The organism is Streptomyces sp. Go-475, from assembly GCF_003330845.1.
In the GTDB taxonomy this organism is placed as follows: Bacteria; Actinomycetota; Actinomycetes; order Streptomycetales; family Streptomycetaceae; genus Streptomyces.
This window is the reverse complement of the sequence record NZ_CP026121.1, coordinates 5464501-5484515: the sequence shown is the minus strand read 5'-3', so window position 1 is coordinate 5484515 and position 20015 is coordinate 5464501. Positions and strand designations below refer to the sequence as shown.

The 20015-nt window shown below is 72.0% G+C and carries 18 protein-coding genes; 3 read left to right on the top strand and 15 right to left on the bottom strand.

The window, feature by feature from the left end; translation table 11 throughout:
- Positions 1–4: 4 nt before the first annotated feature.
- From C1703_RS25400 to C1703_RS25375, 6 genes are all read right to left on the bottom strand, one after another.
- Positions 5–1342, bottom strand: coding sequence for a CpaF family protein (locus C1703_RS25400; RefSeq protein ID WP_114255022.1), 1338 nt, complete (start codon positions 1340–1342; stop codon positions 5–7).
- Positions 1343–1357: 15 nt separating this feature from the next.
- Positions 1358–1714, bottom strand: coding sequence for a TadE family protein (locus tag C1703_RS25395; protein WP_114255021.1), 357 nt, complete (start codon positions 1712–1714; stop codon positions 1358–1360).
- A gap of 1 nt (position 1715) precedes the next feature.
- Positions 1716–2096 (bottom strand): pilus assembly protein, encoded by a 381-nt coding sequence (locus C1703_RS25390; RefSeq protein WP_114257582.1) that lies wholly within the window; start codon positions 2094–2096, stop codon positions 1716–1718.
- 2 nt (positions 2097–2098) lie between these two features.
- Positions 2099–3349, bottom strand: coding sequence for an AAA family ATPase (locus C1703_RS25385; protein ID WP_114255020.1), 1251 nt, complete (start codon positions 3347–3349; stop codon positions 2099–2101).
- Between the two features lie 9 nt (positions 3350–3358).
- Positions 3359–4066, bottom strand: coding sequence for a Flp pilus assembly protein CpaB (gene cpaB, locus C1703_RS25380; RefSeq protein WP_114255019.1), 708 nt, complete (start codon positions 4064–4066; stop codon positions 3359–3361).
- A gap of 70 nt (positions 4067–4136) precedes the next feature.
- Entirely contained in the window at positions 4137–5003 is an 867-nt protein-coding gene (locus tag C1703_RS25375) for a hypothetical protein (protein ID WP_198678269.1), read from the bottom strand.
- A 262-nt stretch (positions 5004–5265) separates the two neighbouring features.
- Here C1703_RS25375 and C1703_RS25365 point away from each other — a divergent pair, with 262 nt between their 5' ends.
- Complete coding sequence (locus tag C1703_RS25365) at positions 5266–6954, top strand: glycoside hydrolase family 18 protein (RefSeq protein WP_114255017.1); 1689 nt, start codon at positions 5266–5268, stop codon at positions 6952–6954.
- Between the two features lie 18 nt (positions 6955–6972).
- On the opposite strand, the gene C1703_RS25360 is transcribed toward C1703_RS25365, so the two are convergent.
- From C1703_RS25360 to C1703_RS25345, 4 genes are all read right to left on the bottom strand, one after another.
- Positions 6973–8289, bottom strand: coding sequence for an Nramp family divalent metal transporter (locus C1703_RS25360; RefSeq protein ID WP_114255016.1), 1317 nt, complete (start codon positions 8287–8289; stop codon positions 6973–6975).
- Between the two features lie 157 nt (positions 8290–8446).
- Entirely contained in the window at positions 8447–8929 is a 483-nt protein-coding gene (locus tag C1703_RS25355) for an ATP-binding protein (protein WP_114255015.1), read from the bottom strand.
- An 80-nt stretch (positions 8930–9009) separates the two neighbouring features.
- Positions 9010–9900 carry an MEDS domain-containing protein gene (locus C1703_RS25350; protein WP_114255014.1) on the bottom strand — a complete coding sequence of 297 codons (891 nt, stop codon included), beginning with the start codon at positions 9898–9900 and terminating at the stop codon, positions 9010–9012.
- Positions 9901–9934: 34 nt separating this feature from the next.
- Positions 9935–12568: a LuxR C-terminal-related transcriptional regulator gene (locus C1703_RS25345; protein WP_114255013.1), complete on the bottom strand. Its 2634-nt coding sequence runs from the start codon at positions 12566–12568 to the stop codon at positions 9935–9937.
- Positions 12569–12841: 273 nt separating this feature from the next.
- Here C1703_RS25345 and C1703_RS25340 point away from each other — a divergent pair, with 273 nt between their 5' ends.
- Positions 12842–14194 carry a M14 family metallopeptidase gene (locus C1703_RS25340; protein ID WP_114255012.1) on the top strand — a complete coding sequence of 451 codons (1353 nt, stop codon included), beginning with the start codon at positions 12842–12844 and terminating at the stop codon, positions 14192–14194.
- Positions 14195–14216: 22 nt separating this feature from the next.
- Here the strand turns inward: C1703_RS25340 and C1703_RS25335 are convergent, their stop codons facing one another.
- The 5 genes from C1703_RS25335 to C1703_RS25315 form a co-directional block, all read right to left on the bottom strand.
- Entirely contained in the window at positions 14217–14723 is a 507-nt protein-coding gene (locus C1703_RS25335) for a hypothetical protein (protein WP_114255011.1), read from the bottom strand.
- 83 nt (positions 14724–14806) lie between these two features.
- Positions 14807–16285, bottom strand: coding sequence for a gluconate:H+ symporter (locus C1703_RS25330; RefSeq protein ID WP_114255010.1), 1479 nt, complete (start codon positions 16283–16285; stop codon positions 14807–14809).
- Between the two features lie 98 nt (positions 16286–16383).
- The gene (locus C1703_RS25325; protein WP_114255009.1) at positions 16384–16794 is read right to left on the bottom strand and encodes a RidA family protein; all 411 of its coding nucleotides are present in this window, start codon (positions 16792–16794) and stop codon (positions 16384–16386) included.
- Positions 16791–17552 carry an IclR family transcriptional regulator gene (locus tag C1703_RS25320; RefSeq protein ID WP_114255008.1) on the bottom strand — a complete coding sequence of 254 codons (762 nt, stop codon included), beginning with the start codon at positions 17550–17552 and terminating at the stop codon, positions 16791–16793. Before C1703_RS25320 ends, C1703_RS25325 begins: the two co-directional genes overlap by 4 nt.
- Complete coding sequence (locus tag C1703_RS25315) at positions 17549–18583, bottom strand: sugar kinase (RefSeq protein WP_114255007.1); 1035 nt, start codon at positions 18581–18583, stop codon at positions 17549–17551. The genes C1703_RS25320 and C1703_RS25315 overlap by 4 nt, the downstream gene beginning before the upstream one ends.
- Before the next feature lie 146 nt (positions 18584–18729).
- On the opposite strand from C1703_RS25315, the gene C1703_RS25310 reads away from it, so the two are divergent.
- Positions 18730–20007 (top strand): amino acid deaminase, encoded by a 1278-nt coding sequence (locus C1703_RS25310; protein ID WP_114255006.1) that lies wholly within the window; start codon positions 18730–18732, stop codon positions 20005–20007.
- The last annotated feature ends 8 nt before the right edge of the window (positions 20008–20015 follow it).

Below are 20015 nucleotides of genomic sequence, written 5' to 3'. Positions count from 1 at the left end.
GGTCCTACCTGGCTTCTCGGGTGGCTAGCTGGTCCGCGGACCGGGCGATGCCGAAGGCCTGCGGGATGGGCTGGCTGGCCATGTACAGGCGGTCGGCGGTGCGGCGCGGGAGGGGGTAGTACTCGAAGCTGCCGTGGATGCGGCCGTCGGCCGACATGGGCTGCGCGTGGAAGCGGGCGACCGTGACCAGGCGGTACGGGTCGCTGCCGTGGCTGTCCATCAGTGCGATCTCGGTGATGCGGCGGGCGCCGTCCGCGAACCTCGTCAGCTGCACGATGACGTCGACCGCGCTGTTGATCTGGTCGTGCAGGGCGACGAAGGGGATCTCCACGTCCGACATGGAGGCGAGGGTCTGCAGGCGCATCAGGGCGTCCTCCGCGCTGTTGGCGTGGACGGTGGCGAGTGAACCGTCGTGGCCCGTCGACATCGCCTGGAGCATGTCGAGGGACTCGCCGCCGCGGACCTCACCCACGACGATCCGGTCGGGGCGCATGCGCAGGGAGTTGCGGACCAGGTCGCGGATCGTGACCTGGCCCTTGCCCTCGACGTTCGGCGGGCGCGACTCCAGGCGGATGACGTGCGGCTGCTGGAGCTGGAGTTCGGCCGAGTCCTCGATGGTGATGATGCGTTCGCCCTCGGGGATCAGGCCGGAGAGGGCGTTCAGCAGGGTCGTCTTTCCCGTGCCCGTCGCGCCCGAGACGATGATGTTGAACTTCGCCTGCACCAGGCCCGCCAGCAGGTACAGCATCGGCTCGTCCAGTGAACCGAGGCCGATCAGCTCCTGGAGGGTGAAGGAGCGCGGGAAGCGGCGGATGGTGAGGGTCGCGCCCGTCAGGGACAGCGGCGGGATGATGACGTTGACGCGCTCGCCGGAGGGCAGGCGGGCGTCGACCATGGGGTTCGACTCGTCGACACGGCGGTTGACCGTGGAGACGATCCGCTCGATGGTCTGCATGAGCTGGTCGTTGGAGGCGAAGCGCAACGGCAGTTGCTCGACGCGGCCGCCGCGCTCCACGAAGATCGCGTCCGGGCCGTTCACCATGATCTCGGTGATGGAGGCGTCCTCCAGGAGAGGCTCCAGGATGCCCAGGCCGAGGGCCTCGTCGACCACCCTGCGGATGAGCTGCGAGCGCTCCACCGTCGACAGGACCGGGCCCTCGCGGCTGATGATGTGCCCGAGCACCCGCTCCAGCCGCGCCCGGCGCTCGGCGGCGGCCAGCGAACTCATCTCCGCGAGGTCGATCTCCTCCAGGAGCTTGGCCCGGTAGGAGGCGACCAGGTGGCCGTCCTCGCCCCGGTTGCCGTGCTCCTCGGGGGTGTTGATGCGTGCTCGCAGGCTCATGAGTCCGTGCTCCGTTCAGTGGTCGCGCGGCATCGTCGCGGTCTTGACGGCCGGGTCGAACTCCCAGCCCGGCACCAGGGACGGGATCTGCACGGTGGCCGTGACCGTGACCTCGTCGCCGCCGATCGACGCCGGGCAACTGGTGCCGTCGGCCAGCCAGCTGCTGACCGCCGCCCGGCAGTCCGCCTCGTACGGGCCGTCCAGCGACGCGCTGCGCGCCCCCGTCCGGGCGGCGGTGCCCGCCTGCTGGGCCGTGTAGGCGATGAGGCCCAGTTGCACGGCGGCCAGGGCGACGATCAGGAGGATCGGCAGGAAGCCGATGAACTCGATGGCGACCTGGCCGCGGTCGCGGCCCTTGCTGAGACGAGTCATGTCAGTCCGCCTCCTCGACCGCGCCGGCGTGGCCCTTGACGGCGTACGGGAAGGACAGCGTGCCCGGGAAGAGGACCGGGACCTCCAGGCGCACGTCGGCCGTGACGTAACCGGAGCCGCCGCAGGTGATCGTGGCGCCGGATCGCCACGCCTCCGACAGGTGCTTGAGCCCGGCCTCCTGGCAGGCGGCCTGCCGCGCGCCCGGTTCGGCCGCCGTTCCCGCCCGCACCGCCTCGTCCGCCGCGTTGCCCGCGAGGATGAACGTGTAGCCGACGAGGACGACCTGCCACAGCGCGATCAGCGTCACGATGATCGTCGGTGTCATGCCGAGGAACTCGATGGTGACCTGGCCCCGGTCCCGGTCGCGCCCTCTTGACGGCATGTTCATCCCTCCCTCCTCCGCCGAAAGCTCACCGAACCCCGGTCGCCGCCCCGGAACCTGCCGGCCTTCCGGGCGGCGTCGGGCGCCTTGACCAGGCCCAGTTCACCGGCCAGGCCCCACAGGGCCTGCTTCACCGCGCTCTTGTTCTCCAGTTCGTGGACGCGGCCCGCGTCGACGACGCTCTGCAGTTCCTTGAAGTTGGCGGGGATCGCGGTGGCCGCGACCGCCGTGCCGGTGATCCGCTGGATCAGGGGCGGCTGGATCTCCGTACCGCGGGAGTACCGGTTGACGACGACGGTCGTCTCCTCGGCCTTGCGGATCTGCAGCCGGTCCCACATCCGCACGGCCCGTTTGGCGCCCCGTACGGCGACCACGTCCGGGGTGGTGACGAGCAGGGCCCGGTCCGCCATCTCCACGGCCGCCGCCCCGGCCCCGCTCAGCTGGGCGCCGCAGTCGATGACGACGACCTCGTAGCGGGAGCGCAGGGCGCTGACGATCTGCCGGGCGGCGCGGTCGGTGACGTCCTCGCCGCGTTCCCCCTCGGCCGGGGCGAGCAGCAGGGCGAGGCCGGTGTCGTGGCGGAAGACCGCGTCGGCCAGGACGCGTGGGGAGATGTCGGTGATGGCGGCCAGGTCGACGACGGAGCGGCGGAACTGGACGTCCAGGTAGGAGGCGATGTCGCCGGTCTGGAGGTCCATGTCGACCAGGGCGGTGCTGCGGCCGGAGGCCTGGGCGGCCAGGGCCAGCTGGATGGCGGTCAGGGTGGCCCCGGCGCCGCCCTTGGCCCCGCTGACCGTGACGACCGAGCCGCCGACGCCGGTGAACACGTCGCCGCCGGCGCCCAGGTGGCGCCGTACGCCCACCGACCACTGGGCGACCGCCTGGACGCGGCTGGCGAGTTCCTCGTAGCTGAGGGGCAGGGCGACCAGGCCGCGGGCGCCGTAGTCCATGGCGGCCTGGAAGAGGCCGGGGCTCGCGTCGGAGGTGACGAGGATGACGCCGACGGCCGGGAAGCGCAGGGCGACCTCGCGGATCAGTTCCAGCGCGGGGACGGGGCCGATCCGCTCGTGCACGACCACGACCTCGGGCAGTTCGTCGACGGACTCGGCGGCCAGGCGCGCGAGGGTGTCGATGAGCTGCGTGGAGTCGACCACCGGGGCGACCGGTTCGGCGTCCGGGAGCTGGCTGAGCAGCGTCGTGACGGACCGGACGGCGTCCGCGTCACCGACTGCCGGGAGGATCCTCGTGGGCATGCGAGCCTCTCACTTGTCCTTCGCGAGTTCGTACGTCCGGTCCTGCTCCGGGACGCTGGTGTCGCTGCCGGGCGCGACGAGGGCGAGCCGGACGCGCTTGGCGAACGACTCGGCGTAGGTGATGCGCTGGGCGTCCCGGGCGGACAGCGCGAAGGTGATCGGGACCGCGTCGGTGGGCTGCTGGGTGCGGTTGCTCTCGTCCGGCTTCAGCGCGGCGATCTCGCCGATGTCGAGGACCTTGGCATTGGTCACGATGATCTTCGACTGGTCGGGGTCGCCCTCGCGCTCGCCCTCGAAGGTGGCGTAGACGTTGACCGAGGCACCCGGGGTGATCTTGCCGGCCACGCCGGTCGCCGCGTCGACCATGATGGCGACCTCCTGCTGGCCGGGCCGCAGGGCCGGCTGCTGGACGATCATGTCGGACTGGAGCAGGGAGCCCGCTTGCAGCGTGGTCACGGCGATCTTGCCCTGGATGTCGCGCAGGTCGGTGACCGCGTTCTCCGACAGCCACCGCTCGGGCATCTTGATCTTCTCGAACTGGCCCGTGCTGAGGGTGGTGTAGGGCGGTACGTCGGACTTGAGCCGGTAGGCGGTGACCTCGGGGCCGACCTTGGACTCCACGTCGCTGATGACGGACAGCACGCCGGTGAAGGCGCCCAGGGCGCAGACGACCGACAGGAGCAGGAGAATCACGCCGCGGCGCTGACGGGAATTCATGAACCGTACAACCTCGTTGGGGATATCGGTCGAGCGGGACGGGAGCAGTGCTGACGTGCGGTGCGCGGGCTCACCCGGCCGCCGTCCGGTTCTCCAGCTGCTTGAGGGGTGGGCTGTCGTGGGCGGGTGGCGTGGCGGAGCAGAAGACGCAGCGGTCGCCGATGACGTCGATGCCGCACCAGTGGCAGCGGCTGCGCCGTACGGAGGTGACCAGCTGGTAGAGGACCGACAGGTCGGGCAGGTAGCTGCAGAACTCGATCACCTTGCCGGTGCCCCACCAGGCGGGTGACTCGGCCGGGAGCGGGGTCTCGCGCAGCCCCTGCACCTTCCAGGAGGGGGCGAGCGTGCCGGTGACCCAGTCGGACTGGAGCTGCCCTTTGGCGACCAGCATCCACGTGCCGAACTCGGGGCCGGGCAGCGCGGCCTCGGGGGTGATGCGGACGAGCTGCGGCTCGGGGTGGGCGAGCACGCCGAACTGGCTGCCGGGCATCCAGGACTTGGCGTGCGACTTGAGGCCGACCGGGACGCGGTCGAGGCGGGCGACGGAGCCGAGCAGCGCCCCGGCGTGGATGTAGTGGACGAGGAGGCGGCCGGCGGAGGCGAGGACGCCGGGGCTGATGTCGCAGGAGGCGAGCTGCCGCAGCTGGCGGGTCAGGACGGCCAGTCCGAGGGGCGGCAGCTCCGGCCGGAACAGGGCGATCCGGTCGCTCTCCATGAGGGAGCGCAGGGTGTGCAGCCGTCGCTGGACGGCGGTGGGGGCGGCCGCTGAGCAGACCACGATCACGTGTCCGTGGTGCTCGACCAGGGCCTGCATGTCGGCGAGCACCTGCTCCAGGGGGCGCTGCGCGACGTCCCGGAGCACCGTGGCGGGCAGGGTGCGTTCGTCCTGTGGCGGCAGCGCCAGGTCGGCACTGGTCACGGCAATGGCAGTTGGCACGCGCAGCTCCCCGTTTCCCCATGCCCGTCGGCACGCCGGGAGTTACTCCGGCACACCTCGTCGACTTCACTGCGTGACTACCTCAGCACTGTATCCACGGCTCTGTGACCGGAGAACAGCGTTTGTGTAGGTGAGGAGGAACTGCCGTTGCACAAGATGCGTCAAAACGGGGCAGGTTGAGCATCCCGCCGACCGTCGACCACACCCAAGCGGTTGGTCTGGACCTCTTGACAGCTGCTTTGGTCTGGACCATTTTCTTGTCATGTCCATATACAGAGGATCCCTGCGGCTCTGGTCGGGTGCCGTCACGGTTGCCCTGGCCCTCACTGTCACGGCCGTCGGCCAGGCCTCCGCCGCCGACGTCGAGAACGCCCGCAACGCCGGCTTCGAGGCAGGTCTGAGCGACTGGACCTGCTCGGCGGGCAGCGGTACGACGGTCTCCTCCCCGGTGCGCACCGGTACGGCCGCGCTGCGGGCCACCCCCGCCGGGCAGGACAACGCCCGGTGCAGTCAGACGGTGGCGGTGCGGCCGAACTCCACCTACTCCCTGGGCGCCTGGGTCCGGGGCGGCTACGCCTACCTCGGCGTCACCGGCACGGGCACCACGGACGTGTCCACGTGGACGCCGGATTCCTCCTCCTGGAAGCAGCTGTCGACGTCGTTCAGGACGGGCGCGTCGACGACCTCGGTGACGGTGTACACGCACGGCTGGTACGGGCAGGCCGCGTACTACGCCGACGACGTGTCGGTCTTCGGCCCCGACGGGGGCGGCGGCACCGGCCCGGGCCCCACGATCCCGGCCGCGCCGAGCGGTCTGCGCGTCTCGGGTACGACGTCCTCGTCCGTCTCGCTCGCCTGGAACACCGTCTCCGGCGCCACGGGCTACACCGTCTACCGCGACGGCACGAAGGTCACGGCGGTCTCCGGCACGTCGGCCACGGTGACCGGGCTCGCCGCCTCGACGTCGTACTCCTTCCAGGTCACGGCGACGAACGCGGCCGGTGAGTCGCCGAGGTCGACGGCCGTCACGGGGACCACGAACCACACGTCCGGCCCCGGCCCCGCCCTGCCCAAGCACGCGGTGACCGGCTACTGGCAGAACTTCGACAACGGCGCGACGGTCCAGAAGATCTCGGACGTACCGGCCCACTACGACATCATCGCGGTGGCCTTCGCGGACGCCACGGGCACACCGGGCGCGGTCTCCTTCACCCTGGACTCGGCCGGGCTGAAGGGCTACACCGTCGACCGGTTCAAGGCCGATGTGAAGGCCAAGCAGGCGGCCGGCAAGAAGGTCATCATCTCGGTCGGCGGCGAACGCGGCACGGTCACCGTGAACGACGCGGCCTCGGCGACGAACTTCGCCGACAGCGTCTGGTCGGTCATGCAGGAGTACGGCTTCGACGGCGTCGACATCGACCTGGAGAACGGCCTCAACGCCACCTACATGACGCAGGCCCTGCGCGCCCTGTCCGCGAAGGCGGGCCCGTCGCTGATCATCACGATGGCGCCGCAGACCATCGACATGCAGTCGACGTCGAACTCCTACTTCCAGACCGCGCTGAACATCAAGGACATCCTCACCGTCGTCAACATGCAGTACTACAACAGCGGTTCCATGCTCGGCTGCGACGGCAAGGTGTACAGCCAGGGCACGGTGGACTTCCTGACGGCCCTGGCCTGCATCCAGCTGGAGAACGGCCTCGCCCCGTCCCAGGTCGGGCTCGGTCTGCCCGCCTCCACCCGCGCGGCAGGGGGCGGCTACGTGTCGCCGACCGTGGTCAACAACGCCCTGGACTGCCTGACCAGAGCCACCAACTGCGGCAGCTTCAAGCCGCCGCGGACGTACCCGGCCCTGCGGGGCGCGATGACCTGGTCGACGAACTGGGACGCCGCGTCCGGCAACGCGTGGTCCAACGCGGTGGGACCGCACGTGGACGCCCTGCCGTAGCCCCCTGCCTTCTGGTTCCTAGAAGAACTCCCCCCACGGCTGGTCCCAGATCTGCTTCACGCACAGGATCAGGAACAGCAGCCCCGCGAGGGCGAGCATCACGTTGCTCACCGGGCCGTTGCGCCACTCGCGGGGCGTCCGGGCGGAGTTCAGCAGCCAGATCAGGGTGCCGGCGAGGAACGGCAGGAAGGCCGCGCCGAGCACGCCGTAGATGATGATCAGGCGGAAGGGCTGGCCTTCGAAGAGCAGGATCATGGGCGGGAAGGTCAGCCACAGCAGGTACGCGCGGAAGGGCCAGGAGCGTTCGCGCTCGCCGGAGGCGACCTCCTCGCCCTTGGCCTGGCCGCGTCCCGACAGGCGGGTCACGAAGTCGGCGAACATCAGGCTCACGCCGTGCCAGACGCCGATCAGCGAGGTGAAGGACGTGGCGAAGAAGCCGATGAGGAAGAACTTCGCCGTCGCCGCCCCGTACTCCTCCTCCAGGATGTCGCCCAGCTGGATCAGGCCCTTGTCGCCGCTGGCGATGGCGACGTTCGCCGAGTGCAGCAGCTCCGCGCCGACGAACAGCATGGCGATCACGAAGATGCCGGTGGTGGCGTAGGCGACGCGGTTGTCCAGGCGCATGACCTTCATCCAGCCGGTGTCGGTCCAGCCCTTGGCGTTGACCCAGTAGCCGTACGCGGCGAGCGTGATCGTGCCGCCGACGCCGCCGATCAGGCCGAGCGTGTTGAGGATCGAGTCCTTCTCGTCCGGCAGGACCGGCAGGAGCCCGGCGAAGGCGTCGGCCAGGTTCGGCGTGACCCGGATCGCCAGGTACACCGTCACCAGGAACATGACGCCCACCAGGACCGTCATGACCTTCTCGAACACGGCGTACTTGTTGAACCAGACGAAGACCAGCCCGACCAGGCCGCAGGCGATGCCCCACCACTTCAGGTCCATCACGTCGGGGAAGAGCGCCTGCAGCGGCAGCGCGCTCGACGACATCGCCGCCGCGCCGTAGACGAAGCCCCAGACGACGACGTAGACCGCGAAGAACCACGTCGTCCAGCGGCCGAGGCTCGCCCAGCCGTCGAACAGGGTGCGGCCCGTGGACAGGTGCCAGCGGCCCGCCGCCTCGGCCAGCGAGATCTTCACCAGACAGCCGATGATCGCGGCCCACAGGAGGGTGTAGCCGAAGTTGCTGCCCGCGATGAGCGTGGCGACCAGGTCACCGGCCCCGACGCCGGTGGCCGCGACGACGATCCCCGGCCCGATGTACTTCCAACTCGCCTTGCGCAGCGGGGGTCGCTGGGTGGCCTCGTGATCCGTGGTGTTTCCCGTGGTGTCCGCCATGCAGATCAAGAAACCGCAAAGGACCTCGGCCGACAAGGGGGCAGAAGCGATCCGCCCCAAGGGGCGCGGGGAACTGCGCGATCAACCACACGAGCCCGCGGCCCGCAGCCGGACCAAGGCGGCACGGCACACCGCCATGGCCCGGCCCAGTGGAGCGTCACGGCTGTCGCCGACCACAGCCGTCCGCCCCGCACGTGCCGAGCTCGAACCACACGGTCTTGCCCGGCCCGTCCCGGTGGCAGCCCCAGCGCTGGGCGAGGGCGTCCACCAGGAACATCCCGCGGCCGCTCTCCCCGGTGCCCGCCTCCAGCACCCGGGGCACGCGCCGCTCGCCGTCGGCGACCTCGCAGCGCAGCACGCCGTGCGCGGCGAAGAGCGTGAGCCGGAAGCGGCTCTCGGCGTGCACCAGTGCGTTGGTGGCGAGCTCACCCACGAGGAGTTCCGCCACGTCCGCCACCTCACCGCGCTCCGCGAGCCCCCAGCCCTCCAACTGCCTGCGCACTTCCGCGCGTGCCTCGCGCACGGCGGAGGGCCGGGGTGCGTACTCGACACTCAGGTGGCCTGCTCCCAGGGGTGGTTGCGGGAACGGGCCGTACCGGGCGTCGGGGTCCGGGAGGTGGCGCCCGGAGAGTTGCAGCATGGGTCCAGGGTGGTCCCGGGGGGCGGTCCGGCGCAGGGGGAGGACTACCCGATCCCCTACCTGCTTGTGCAGGTAGGGGCCTATGCGTACTGGAGGCGGACGGTGGCGCCCGCCGTGTCGTCGCGGACGTCCACGTACGCGCAGACCTGACGCGCGTACCAGAGCCCGGCGCTGTCGCCGGGAGGCGGGACGAAGCCGGCGAGGGGGTCGTCGAGGCGGCGGGCCGAGCGCAGTTCGCAGACGCAGGCGGGCGCCTCGCCCCACAGCAGGGCGGAGCCGTCGAGCGGGGCCAGGGCCGCCGCCGTCTGCACCACGGCCGTGGCGAACAGCTCGGCGTCGGCGGCGGGCAGCCCCCGCGCCTGTGCCCAGACCTGTACGGCGGCGGCGTGCGGCTCCGCCATGGGCCGCGCGGCGGCGGGGGGCAGCGGCAGCGGTACGGCGTCGAGTTCGGCCGTGAGCCGCACCGGGTCCTCGTACACGTCCGTGTCGGGGTGGGTGCGGCGGGCCGCGGCGACGACGGCGGGCCCGGCGGTGCGGGTGTCGTAGGCGCACAGGGCGGTCGTGGCCATGGGGGCGAAGAGGAGGTTGGCGAGGGCCTCGTAGCGGATCCACTCGGTGGTCTCGCGGGCCGAGCGGCCGGCCCGGCCGCTCCAGTCGGGCTCCATGAGGAGGTGGATCCGGCCGCCGGGTCCGGCGTGCGCGGTGAGGTAGGAGGCGGCCTGGGCGACGGCGTTGGCGGCGGAGCCGGTGTACCAGTCGGTGTGCGGGACGCAGGTGACGTCCTTGGCGTCGGCGCCGAGGGCGTCGCGCAGGAGGTCCAGGTTGCGGGGGTCGGCGATGGCCACGGGCGGTGGTTCGCCGGGGGCGGCGAGGCCCTCGGCGAGGAAGGGCAGGGCGGCGGCGAGGAAGCCGTCGTCGCTGCCGAAGACGGCCATGCGGTGGTCGAAGGCGGTGGGTTGTCGGATGGTCACGTGATCCCCTCGGGTGGGTGTGGGTGGGGGCGGGTCAGCGCTGGGCCGTCACCCAGGCGGCGATCTGGCTGCGGTTGCTGAAGCCGAGCTTGCTGAGGATGCGTTCCACATGGCCTTCGGCGGTGCGGCGGGCGATCACCAGGCGGTCCGCGATCTGCTGGTTGGCGAGCCCTTCGGCGACGAGCTGGGCGACCTCCGTCTCGCGGCGGGTCAGGCGGACCGCGGTGCTCGCGTGCGGCGGGCGGTCGGCGGTGGGCTCGCCGGGGTGCGGGCGGGCCGGTTCCCGGAGCGCGTGGGCGACGAGTTCGGCGAGCCCGAGCCCGCCGCCGCGCCGGTGGGCCCGTTCGAACGTCTCGCGGCCCAGGGCCCGGCAGGTCTTCTCCTCGCTGTCGCGGCGGGCGGAGTTGAGGGTGTGCGCGCCCCAGCGGCCGGTGTCGATGTCGGCCCAGACGCGGTCGGCGCCGCCGAGCAGCACGGCCGCGTGCTCGTGGGCGCCGCGTTCGGCCGCGATCGACGCGAGCAGGTCGAGGGTGAGGGCCATGCCGATGACGTCGTGGACGGCGAGTTTCAGGCGCAGGGCCTCGCGGGCGTGCCGTTCGGCGCGGGGCCAGTCGCGGCGCACGCTGTGCGCGAGGGCGAGCATGCGCAGCACGTACGACCGCACCCACTGCTCGCCGTGCCGCTCGCACAGCCTGAGGGCCCGTTCGCAGACCTCGACGGCCCGGTCGGCCTCGCCCAGGTAGCCCAGCGCGCAGGCGAGTTCGACCTGGTCGAGGCCGACGAGGCTCAGGTGCTGGCCGGGCACGGGGCCGCGGGCGACGGTGGCCTCGAAGTGCCGCAGCGCGCCGGGCAGGTCGTCGCCGAACAGCCGGATGACGCCGATGACGTACTCGGCGTGGGCGGCTTCGGCGGGGTCGCCCAGGGCGCGGGCGAGGGCGAGGGCGTCCGCGGCGTGGCGGCGGCCCCGGGGGAAGTCCTGGGTGGCGGCGGCGAGCAGCCCGGCGACCCACAGGCCGCGGGCCCGTTCCCGGGTCGGTTCCGGGCCCGCGGCCAGGGCCCGGTCGAGCCAGTAGAGGCCCTCGCGGGGGGCGCCGCAGGCGTGCCAGTAGAACCAGAGGGCGCCGGCGAGGCGCAGCCCGGCGCGTGCCTCGCCGGGGGTGGAGAGGCTGAAGTCGAGGGCGGCGCGCAGATTGTCCCGGTCGGCGCGCAGCCGGGCGACGGCCTCCGGCTGCCCGGGCCCGAACCAGCCGCGTTCGCAGTCCTCGGCCCGCCGCAGCATCCAGTCCCGCTGCCGTCGCCGGGCGGCGCCCTCCTCCCCGGGCGTCCGCCGCAACTGCTCCAGCCCGTACTGCCGCAGGGTGTCGAGCAGCCGGTACCGCGCGCCGCCGGGGCCCGGCTCCCGGCAGAGCACGGACTTGTCCACGAGTCCGGCGAGGGCTTCCAGGACGTCGTCGGCACGCAGGGCCGGGCCCGCGCCGGCGGGGAGGGGCAGGGTCACGGTCCCCGGGGGCGCCTGCGCGTGCCGGGCGGCCGGGACCGCGGAACCGGCCGGAACCACCTGCCCGGGTCCTGGCCCGGCCCCTGGCCCGGGGAGGGCCGGGAGCGCCTGCGCGTGCCGGGCCGCCCCTTGAACAGAGCCGGCCGTGCACGGGGACGCGAAACCGGCCTCTTCGCCGAGGGCCCCCGTGAACGCCTGCCCGGGCGGGAACGTGCGGTCGGTGAACGGGCTCTGGCTCTGCGCGTACCCGGCGGCCCCCTCCGGGCTGTCGTCCGCGCACACCGCCTCCGCCGTTTCCAGGTCGAAGCCGCCGGCCAGGACCGACAGGCGGGCCCACACCAGTTGCTCGGGGCCGGTGCACAGGTCGTGGCTCCAGGCGACCGCGGCGCGCAGGGTCTGGTGGCGGGGCAGGGCCGCGGGGCTGCCGGTGGTGAGGAAGCGGTAGCGGTCGTCGAGGCGGTCCAGGAGCTGGTCGACGTCGAGGACGCGCATGCGCACGGCGGCGAGTTCGATGGCGAGGGGCAGGCCGTCCAGGCGGTGGCAGAGGCGGGCCACGGAGGCCCGGTTGGCGGGGGTGAGGCGGAAGCCGGGGACGACGGCGGCGGCCCGGTCGGCGAAGAGCGTGAGGGCCGGGTAGCCCTCGGCGGCGGAGAGGTCGCCGTCCGGGTCGGGCACCGGCAGGGGCCGTACCTCCAGCAGGTGTTCCTCGGTGAGGCCGAGCCGGTGCCGGCTGGTGGCGAGGATCCGGACCCCCTCGGTGCCGCGCAGCAGCGCCGCTGCGAGCTGGGCGCACGCGCCCGCGAGGTGCTCGCAGTTGTCGACGACGAGGAGCAGCCGCCGCTCCCGTACCTGTTCGACGAGGGCGGCCAGCGGCGGCTGGGGCGAGTGGTCGTGCAGCCCCAGCGCGTCGGCGGCGGCGAGCGGGACGAGGGCCGGGTCGTGGAGTCCGGAGAGGTGCACGAAGCGCACACCGTCCGGGAAGGCCCGCTGCACCCGGGCCGCGATGCGCGCGGCGAGCCGGGTCTTGCCGACGCCGCCCGGCCCGGTCAGCGTCACCAGTCGTGCCCGGGCCAGCAGTTCGCGGCCCTCGGTCAGTTCGCCACGCCGGTCGACGAAGCTCGTCGTCTCGGCCGGTAGGTGGTGGTCCCGTCGTGGCGCTGATCCGCCCATGATCAGCCAGTCCTCTGGGGGTGTGGTCCGAGGATCCGGACACTCCGGCTCCCCTTGCGCGGACCCACACTCTCTCCCGGTTGCGTACATATATGCACGCTCGGCTCACACCCGTGGGTGTACTTCGGCCGCTCCCTCCCGACCGCCGCGCCCTACGCGTACACTGCACGGCCGCTTTCGGTCTTGACCTGCTCATGCCATTGGCAGAACGATGTGCGCCACCCGCACCACGTACGTCGCACGGAACAACCCCACCTCCCACAAGGAGATTTCATGCGACTTCGCATACGAGGCTCCGGTGTCCGCACCGGCAGACGCACCGCCGCCCTCGCCGCCCTGCTCGCCCTCGCCCTCGCGGCGCCCCTGTCCGCGACGGCACCGGACGCCACCGCCGACAGCGCGCCCAAGGCCGCCCCGGCGGCGGACGACATCCGGCAGTACGAGATCCACCTGCACTCGACGGCCAAGGACCGCACGGCACTGCAGCGCGCGGGCGTGACCGTCGACGAGGCACACGGCCACGGGGTCGTCGTCTCCGGCCGCGCGGACCAGATCAGGAAGCTGCGCGCACAGGGCTACGAGGTCACCCCGCTCGGCGCGGTGCCCGACCGGTCCGCCGGCGAGGACGACGTCCGGCTCTTCGACTTCCCGTCGGCCGACTCGAAGTACCACAACTACGCGGAGATGACGAGCGAGATCAACTCGGTCGTCGCGGCCAACCCGTCGATCGCGAGCCAGCGCGTGATCGGCAAGTCGTACCAGGGCCGGAACATCGTCGCCATCAAGATCAGCGACAACGTCGGCAGCGACGAGTCCGAGCCGGAGGTGCTGTTCACGCACCACCAGCACGCCCGCGAGCACCTCACCGTCGAGATGGCGCTCTACCTGCTGCGCGAGCTGACCTCCGACTACGGCTCCGACTCGCGCGTCACCAGCATGGTGAACAACCGCGAGATCTGGATCGTGCCGGACATCAACCCGGACGGCGGCGAGTACGACATCGCCACCGGCTCCTACCGCTCCTGGCGCAAGAACCGGCAGCCCAACTCCGGTTCGTCGTACGTCGGCACGGACCTGAACCGCAACTGGAACTACCGCTGGGGCTGCTGCGGCGGCTCCTCGGGGTCGACGTCCTCCGACACCTACCGGGGGCCGTCGGCGGAGTCGGCGCCGGAGGTGAAGGTCGTCGCCGACTTCGTGCGCAGCCGGGTCGTCGGCGGCAAGCAGCAGATCAAGGCCGGGGTCGACTTCCACACCTACAGCGAGCTGGTGCTGTGGCCGTTCGGCTACACGTACTCCGACACCACGACCGGGATGACGGCCGACGACAACGCGGCGTTCAAGGCGGTCGGGCAGAAGATGGCCGCGAGCAACGGGTACACGGCGGAGCAGTCCAGTGACCTGTACATCACGGACGGGTCGATCGACGACTACCTCTGGGGCGTGCACAAGATCTTCGGCTACACGTTCGAGATGTATCCGAGGTCCGGCGGGGGTGGGTTCTACCCGCCCGACGAGGTGATCGAGCGGGAGACCTCCCGCAACCGGGACGCGGTGCTGCAACTGCTGGAGAACGCGGACTGCATGTACCGGTCCATCGGAAAGGAGACCCAGTACTGCAGCTGAGGTGCGCGGTTCCCCGCGCCCCCTACTCGGCGTTCTCGTCGAAGTAGGCGTCCAGCACCGCGTCCAACTGCTCGTCCCACTCCTTGAAGTGGCTCCTGGCCGGCGCCTCGATCTCGATCGGGTACCAGCGCCGGTCAGGGGTGTGGACGGTGACGGTGTAGCGCTTGCCGAAGCGGGCCGTCGCCGTCTCCACCGCGCCGATCTCGTCCCAGCGGAACTCGCACTCCTGGTCGTCCAGGCAGAGCCGTACGCCTCTGTGGTCGGCGACGATCCGCGCGCGGCGGTCGGACGCCTCGAAGACGGGACCGTCGACCGCGGCGTCCTCCTCCGGCTCGGGGGAGGACGCCGTGTCGTTCTCCTCCGCCTCCGCCTCGGGTGCGGCCTCCTCGGCCTCGGCGACCTCAGGCTCCTTCTCCGGCCCGTCCTCCTCCGTCCGGCCGGACGCGGGTGACGTGAGCCCGGGGATGAAGGCCGGGTCGAATCCGGCGCCCTCCAGGGGCTGGCTGCTCGAACCTATGCGCTGCTCCACAGCGGAGCAGTATGGTCGACAAACCTGTGCCGCACACAGTCGGCCCCGACTTCGTTATCAGACGCCTACAAGAACCGGCCGCCCTACAGGAACAGGCTGAGCACCGCGGCCACGGCGAACCCCGCCACCGACAGGACGCTCTCCAGCACCGTCCACGTCTTGAGGGTGTCCCGTTCGCTGATGCCGAAGTACTTCGCGACCATCCAGAAGCCGCCGTCGTTGACGTGCGAGGCGAAGATGGAGCCCGCGGAGATGGCCATGATGACCAGGGCGACGAAGGCCTGGGAGTGGTCGCCCTCGGAGAGCAGGGGCGCGACTATGCCGGCCGTCGTCACGATCGCCACCGTCGCCGAGCCCTGGGCGACCCGCAGGACCACCGAGATCAGGTAGGAGAGCACGATCACCGGCAGGCCGACGTCGTTGAACGTGTCCGAGAGGGCCTGGGCGACGCCGCTGGCCTTGAGGACGGCGCCGAAGACGCCGCCCGCGCCGACCACCAGCAGGATGTTGCCGACCGGCTTGAGGGACGCGGTGGACACCGTCTCCAGGGACTTGCGGGACCAGCCGCGGCGGATGCCCAGCAGGTAGTACGCGAGGAACAGCGCGATCGTGAGCGCCACGAACGGGTTGCCGAAGAACTCGATCACCGAGCGGAGGGTGGAGGGGTCCAGGGCGATCGAGGAGAAGGTCGCGGCGAGGATGAGGACCAGGGGCGTGCCGATGATGCCGAGGACCGTGCCGAGGGACACCGGCTGCTCGCTGGGCGCCACTCCGGCGGCCCGCTGCTCGTCGACGACCGCCTGCTTGGCCTCCTCGGCCGCCTCGACCATGTCCTGCGGCACGGCGACGAAGACGCGGCGGCCGATCCACGCCGAGTACGCCCACGCGGCCACCACGGCCGGCAGACCGCAGACGACGCCCATGAGGATGACCCACCCGAGGTCGACGTGGAGGAGCCCGGCGGCGGCCACCGGGCCGGGGTGCGGCGGCAGGAACGCGTGGGTGACCGACAGGCCCGCGAGCAGGGGCAGGCAGTAGAGCAGGATCGACTTGCCGGAGCGCTTGGCGGCGGCGTAGACGATCGGCGCCAGGACGAAGATGCCGACGTCGAAGAAGACCGGGATGCCGAAGATCAGACCCGTGAGGCCCATGGCGAGCGGGGCGCGCTGCTCGCCGAACAGGCCGAGCAGGCGACCGGCCAGTACCTCAGCGCCGCCGCTGACTTCGAGGATCGCGCCGAGCATGGTGCCCAGGCCGATGATGATCGCGACATGGCCGAGGATGCCGCCCATGCCGGACTCGATGGTGGAGACGGCGTCCGACTTCTGGACCGTGCCGAAGAGTTCGGTGACCGACAGCCCGGCGGCGAGGCCGACGGCTATGGAGACCGCGAGCAGCGCGACGAACGGCTGGAGCCGCACCTTGATGATGAGGAAGAGCAGCAGGGCGATGCCGAGCGCGGCGGTGAGCAGGAGTCCGGCGGTGCCGTCGACGAGGAGGAGCAGGCCTCCCGTGTGGGGCGGTGTCCCGGCAGGGGCGGACGCGGCGAGCGGATGGGACATTCGGGGGTCCTCTGCGTAAGGGCATACAGCTTCTGGGTAGGGGGAAGCGCGGCGCGGCGCATGGAGCGGCGCCGCGCAGAAGGCGGGGTGGGAGCGGGTCAGCCGAGGACGGCCAGCGCGTCGATCTCGACGAGGAGGCCCGCGGGGAGACCGACGTAGACGGTCGTGCGCGCGGCGGGCGGCTGGGTCAGGCCCTGCTCCTCGAAGTACGCGTCGTAGATCTCGTTGAACTCGGCGAAGTGGGCCACGTCCGTGAGGTAGACGCGGATCATCATCACGTCGTCCCAGGAGGCGCCGCCCTCCTGGAGGACGGCCTTGACGTTGGCCAGGGTCTGGAGGGTCTGCTCGCGCAGGGTCGGCCCGGCGGGCGTGGGCGGCTTGCCCTCCTCGGCGGGCAGGAAGCCGACCTGGCCGGCGACCTGGAGGATGTTGCCCTTCTTCACGCCGTGCGAGAACTTGGCCGGCGGGGTGGTGTGGGTCTTCGGGGTGAGTGCGGTCTTGTCCGTCATTCGGTGCCTTTCACTGGTGTCCTGCCGGAGTACTCCCCGCTGATGGCGTCCGCCGTGCGGCGCACCAGCGGCAGGAGGGTGAGGAGTTCGTCGGCGGTGACGACGACGTTCGGCGCGGAGACCGACATCGCGGCCACGACCCGGCCGTCGGCGCCGCGGATGGGCGCCGCGACGCAGTTGATGGACTCCTCGTGGCCGCCGAGGTCGGTGGCCCAGCCCTGTTCGCGCACCTTCTCCAGCTCGCGCAGGAACGCGCTCGCGTTGGGGGTCGAACGGGCCGTGTACAGGGGGTAGTCGAGCTTCTCCGCCACCGCCCGCCGCTCGTGCTCGGGCAGGTCGGCGAGGAGCAGCTTCGCGACCGCGGCGACGGTGATGGCGACGGGCTTGCCGATGCGGGAGTACATCCGCACCGGGTAGCGGCTGTCGACCTTGTCGATGTAGAGGACCTCGTTCTCCTCGTACACGGCCAGGTGCACGGTGTGCCCGCAGCTCTCGTTGAGGCGGACCAGGTGGGGATGGGCGATCTCGCGCACGTCGAGGTTCTCCATCGCCTCCTGGGCGAGCGCGAAGAGCCGGGCGCCGAGGCGGTAGCGCTGGTCGGACTGGCGGTAGACGAGGCCGTGCTCGTGGAGGGTGCGCAGCAGGCGCAGGGCCGTGGACTTGTGGACGCCGAGGCGGTCGGCGACCTGCCCCAGGTCGGCGGGGCCCTCGGCGAGCAGCGGCAGGATGCTGAGCGCGCGGTCGACGGTCTGGCTCATGGCGTACGTACCTCCTCGACGGCCCGCTGGGGGTCATCGGTCCAGCCGGGGCCGAGTCGCAGTCTCCCCCATGCCGTGTCGTCCAGGGCGGCGAGCCGGTCGGCGTGCTCGCGGGCGGGCGGGGTGGCGAGGTCGCCGGGGACGGTGAGGGCGGCGGCGGCCATGAGGTGCCCGTGCCGCAGCCGGTCCCGGACGGGCAGTCCGCGCAGGGTGGCGGAGAGGAACCCGGCGGCGAAGGCGTCTCCGGCGCCGACGGCGGCGACGACCTCGACCTGCGGTGCCGGTACGAAGGTGACCTCCCGCTCCTCGAAGACGGTGGCTCCGGCGGCGCCCTGCTTGACGACGAGCACCTCGGGTTCGGGAAGGGCGGCGCGGACGGCTTCGGCGCTGCGCAGCCCCCAGGCCTCGTCCTGGCCGACGAACACGAGGTCCGCGCCCCGGGCGAGGTCGCGCAGCACCTGGGGTGCGTCCTGGTCACGCCACAGGCCCGGTCGGTGGTTGACGTCGAAGGAGACCAGGGGCCGGCCGGGGCGGCGTGCGGTCAGCTCGCGCATCAGGTCCAGGCAGCTGCCGGACAGCGCGGCCGTGATCCCGGACAGGTGCAGGACGCGTCCGGCGTGCAGAGCCGCCGGGTCGGGGTCCGTCACGCTCATCGCGGACGCCGCGGAGCCGGCCCGGTAGTACGCCACCTCGTGCGCCTCGCCGGCCCGGTCCCCGGCGGTGCGGAAATAGATGCCCGTCGGGCGGTCGGGGTCGCGGCGCACGTGTGCCACGTCGACGCCGTACCCGCCGATCGCCTCCACCAGATGGTCGCCGAAGGGGTCGTCCCCGACCCTGCTGACCCACCGCGCGGAGTGCCCCGCCGCCGCCAGCACGCACGCCACGTTGGACTCCGCCCCGCCGATGCCCCGCTCGAAGGAGGGGACGTCGGCGAGCCGGCCCGGCCGGGAGGGCCGGAAGGTGACCATGGACTCGCCGAGCGCGACGACGTCGACGACGCCGGGGGCGTTGCGGGGTCCGGTGGGGGTCACGATGCTCGTAGCTCCTCGGTGGCTTCGGTGGGTGGCAGTTCCCTTGAACGGTTCATTGACCGGCGGTGGCCGAGATGTTAGACAGCGTTCAGCGACATGCGCAATGAAGGTTGCAGAGTATGCAACGCCGCAGATCAGGAGGGGTTATGCCAGCCGACACCGCCGCCGAGTCCTTCGCCCGGCTCGCCGCCGAGCGCGTCGACCACCGCTTCAAGGGCCTCCCCCCGGACGCCGACGGCCTGACGGTCGGCGAGCTGGCCGCGCAGCGCCGCAACCTCTTCACCGGCGGCTTCGCCACGCCCGTGCTCGCGCTGTCCGCCGAGCGCCTGGAGCACAACCTGAAGCTCATGGAGACGTACGCGGCGCGGCACGGCCTGGCGTTCGCGCCGCACGGCAAGACCTCCATGGCCCCGCAGCTGTTCCGGCGGCAGATCGAGCACGGGGCGTGGGGCATCACGCTGGCGGTGCCGCACCAGGTGCGGGTGGCCCGCGCGTTCGGCACCCGGCGCGTGTTCCTCGCGAACGAGCTGGTCGACACGGCGGCCCTGCGCTGGATCTCCGCCGAGCTGGACGCCGACCCGGACTTCACCCTCGTCGCGTACGTCGACTCGGTGCGCGGCGTCGAGCTGATGGACGCGGCCCTGCGCGGCGCCGCCCGCCGCGTGGACGTCGTCGTCGAACTCGCCGCCGGGGAGGGCGCCCGGACCGGGGTCCGTACGGAGACGGAGTGCGCTGCGGTCGCGGACGCGGTGGCGGGCACGGGGACGCTGCGGCTGGTCGGCGTCGCGGGGTACGAGGGAGAGGTGCCGAAGGCCGACCCGGAGCGGGTGACGGCGTGGCTGCGGCGGCTGGTCGCGCTCGCCGCCGACTTCGACAAGGCGGGGCGCTTCACCGGCGTGGACGAGATCGTCGTCAGCGCGGGCGGCAGCGCCTGGTTCGACGCGGTCGCCGAGGTCTTCGCGGAGATCCCCGAACTGTCCCGCCCGGTGCTGAAGTTGCTCCGCTCGGGCGCCTACGTCTCGCACGACGACGGCCACTACCGCAAGCTCACCCCGTTCAACCGGGTGCCCGAGGAGGGCGCCCTGGAGCCCGCGTTCCGACTGTGGACCCAGGTGGTGTCACGTCCCTCAGCCGAGCAGGCCTTCGTCAACGCGGGCAAGCGGGACGCGGCCCACGACCTCGACCTGCCCTTCGCGCAGGTGATCCGCCGGGACGGCGCCGAGCGCCCGGCCACCGGCGTGTCGGTGACGGCCCTGTCCGACCAGCACGCCTGGCTGAGCACCACCCCGGAGGCGGATCTGGAGGTCGGCGACTGGGTCGGCCTGGGGCTGTCCCACCCGTGCACCTCGTTCGACAAGTGGCAGCTGATCCCGGTCGCGGAGGCGGACGGCACGGTCGTCGACTACGTCCGCACGTTCTTCTAGGAGGCAGG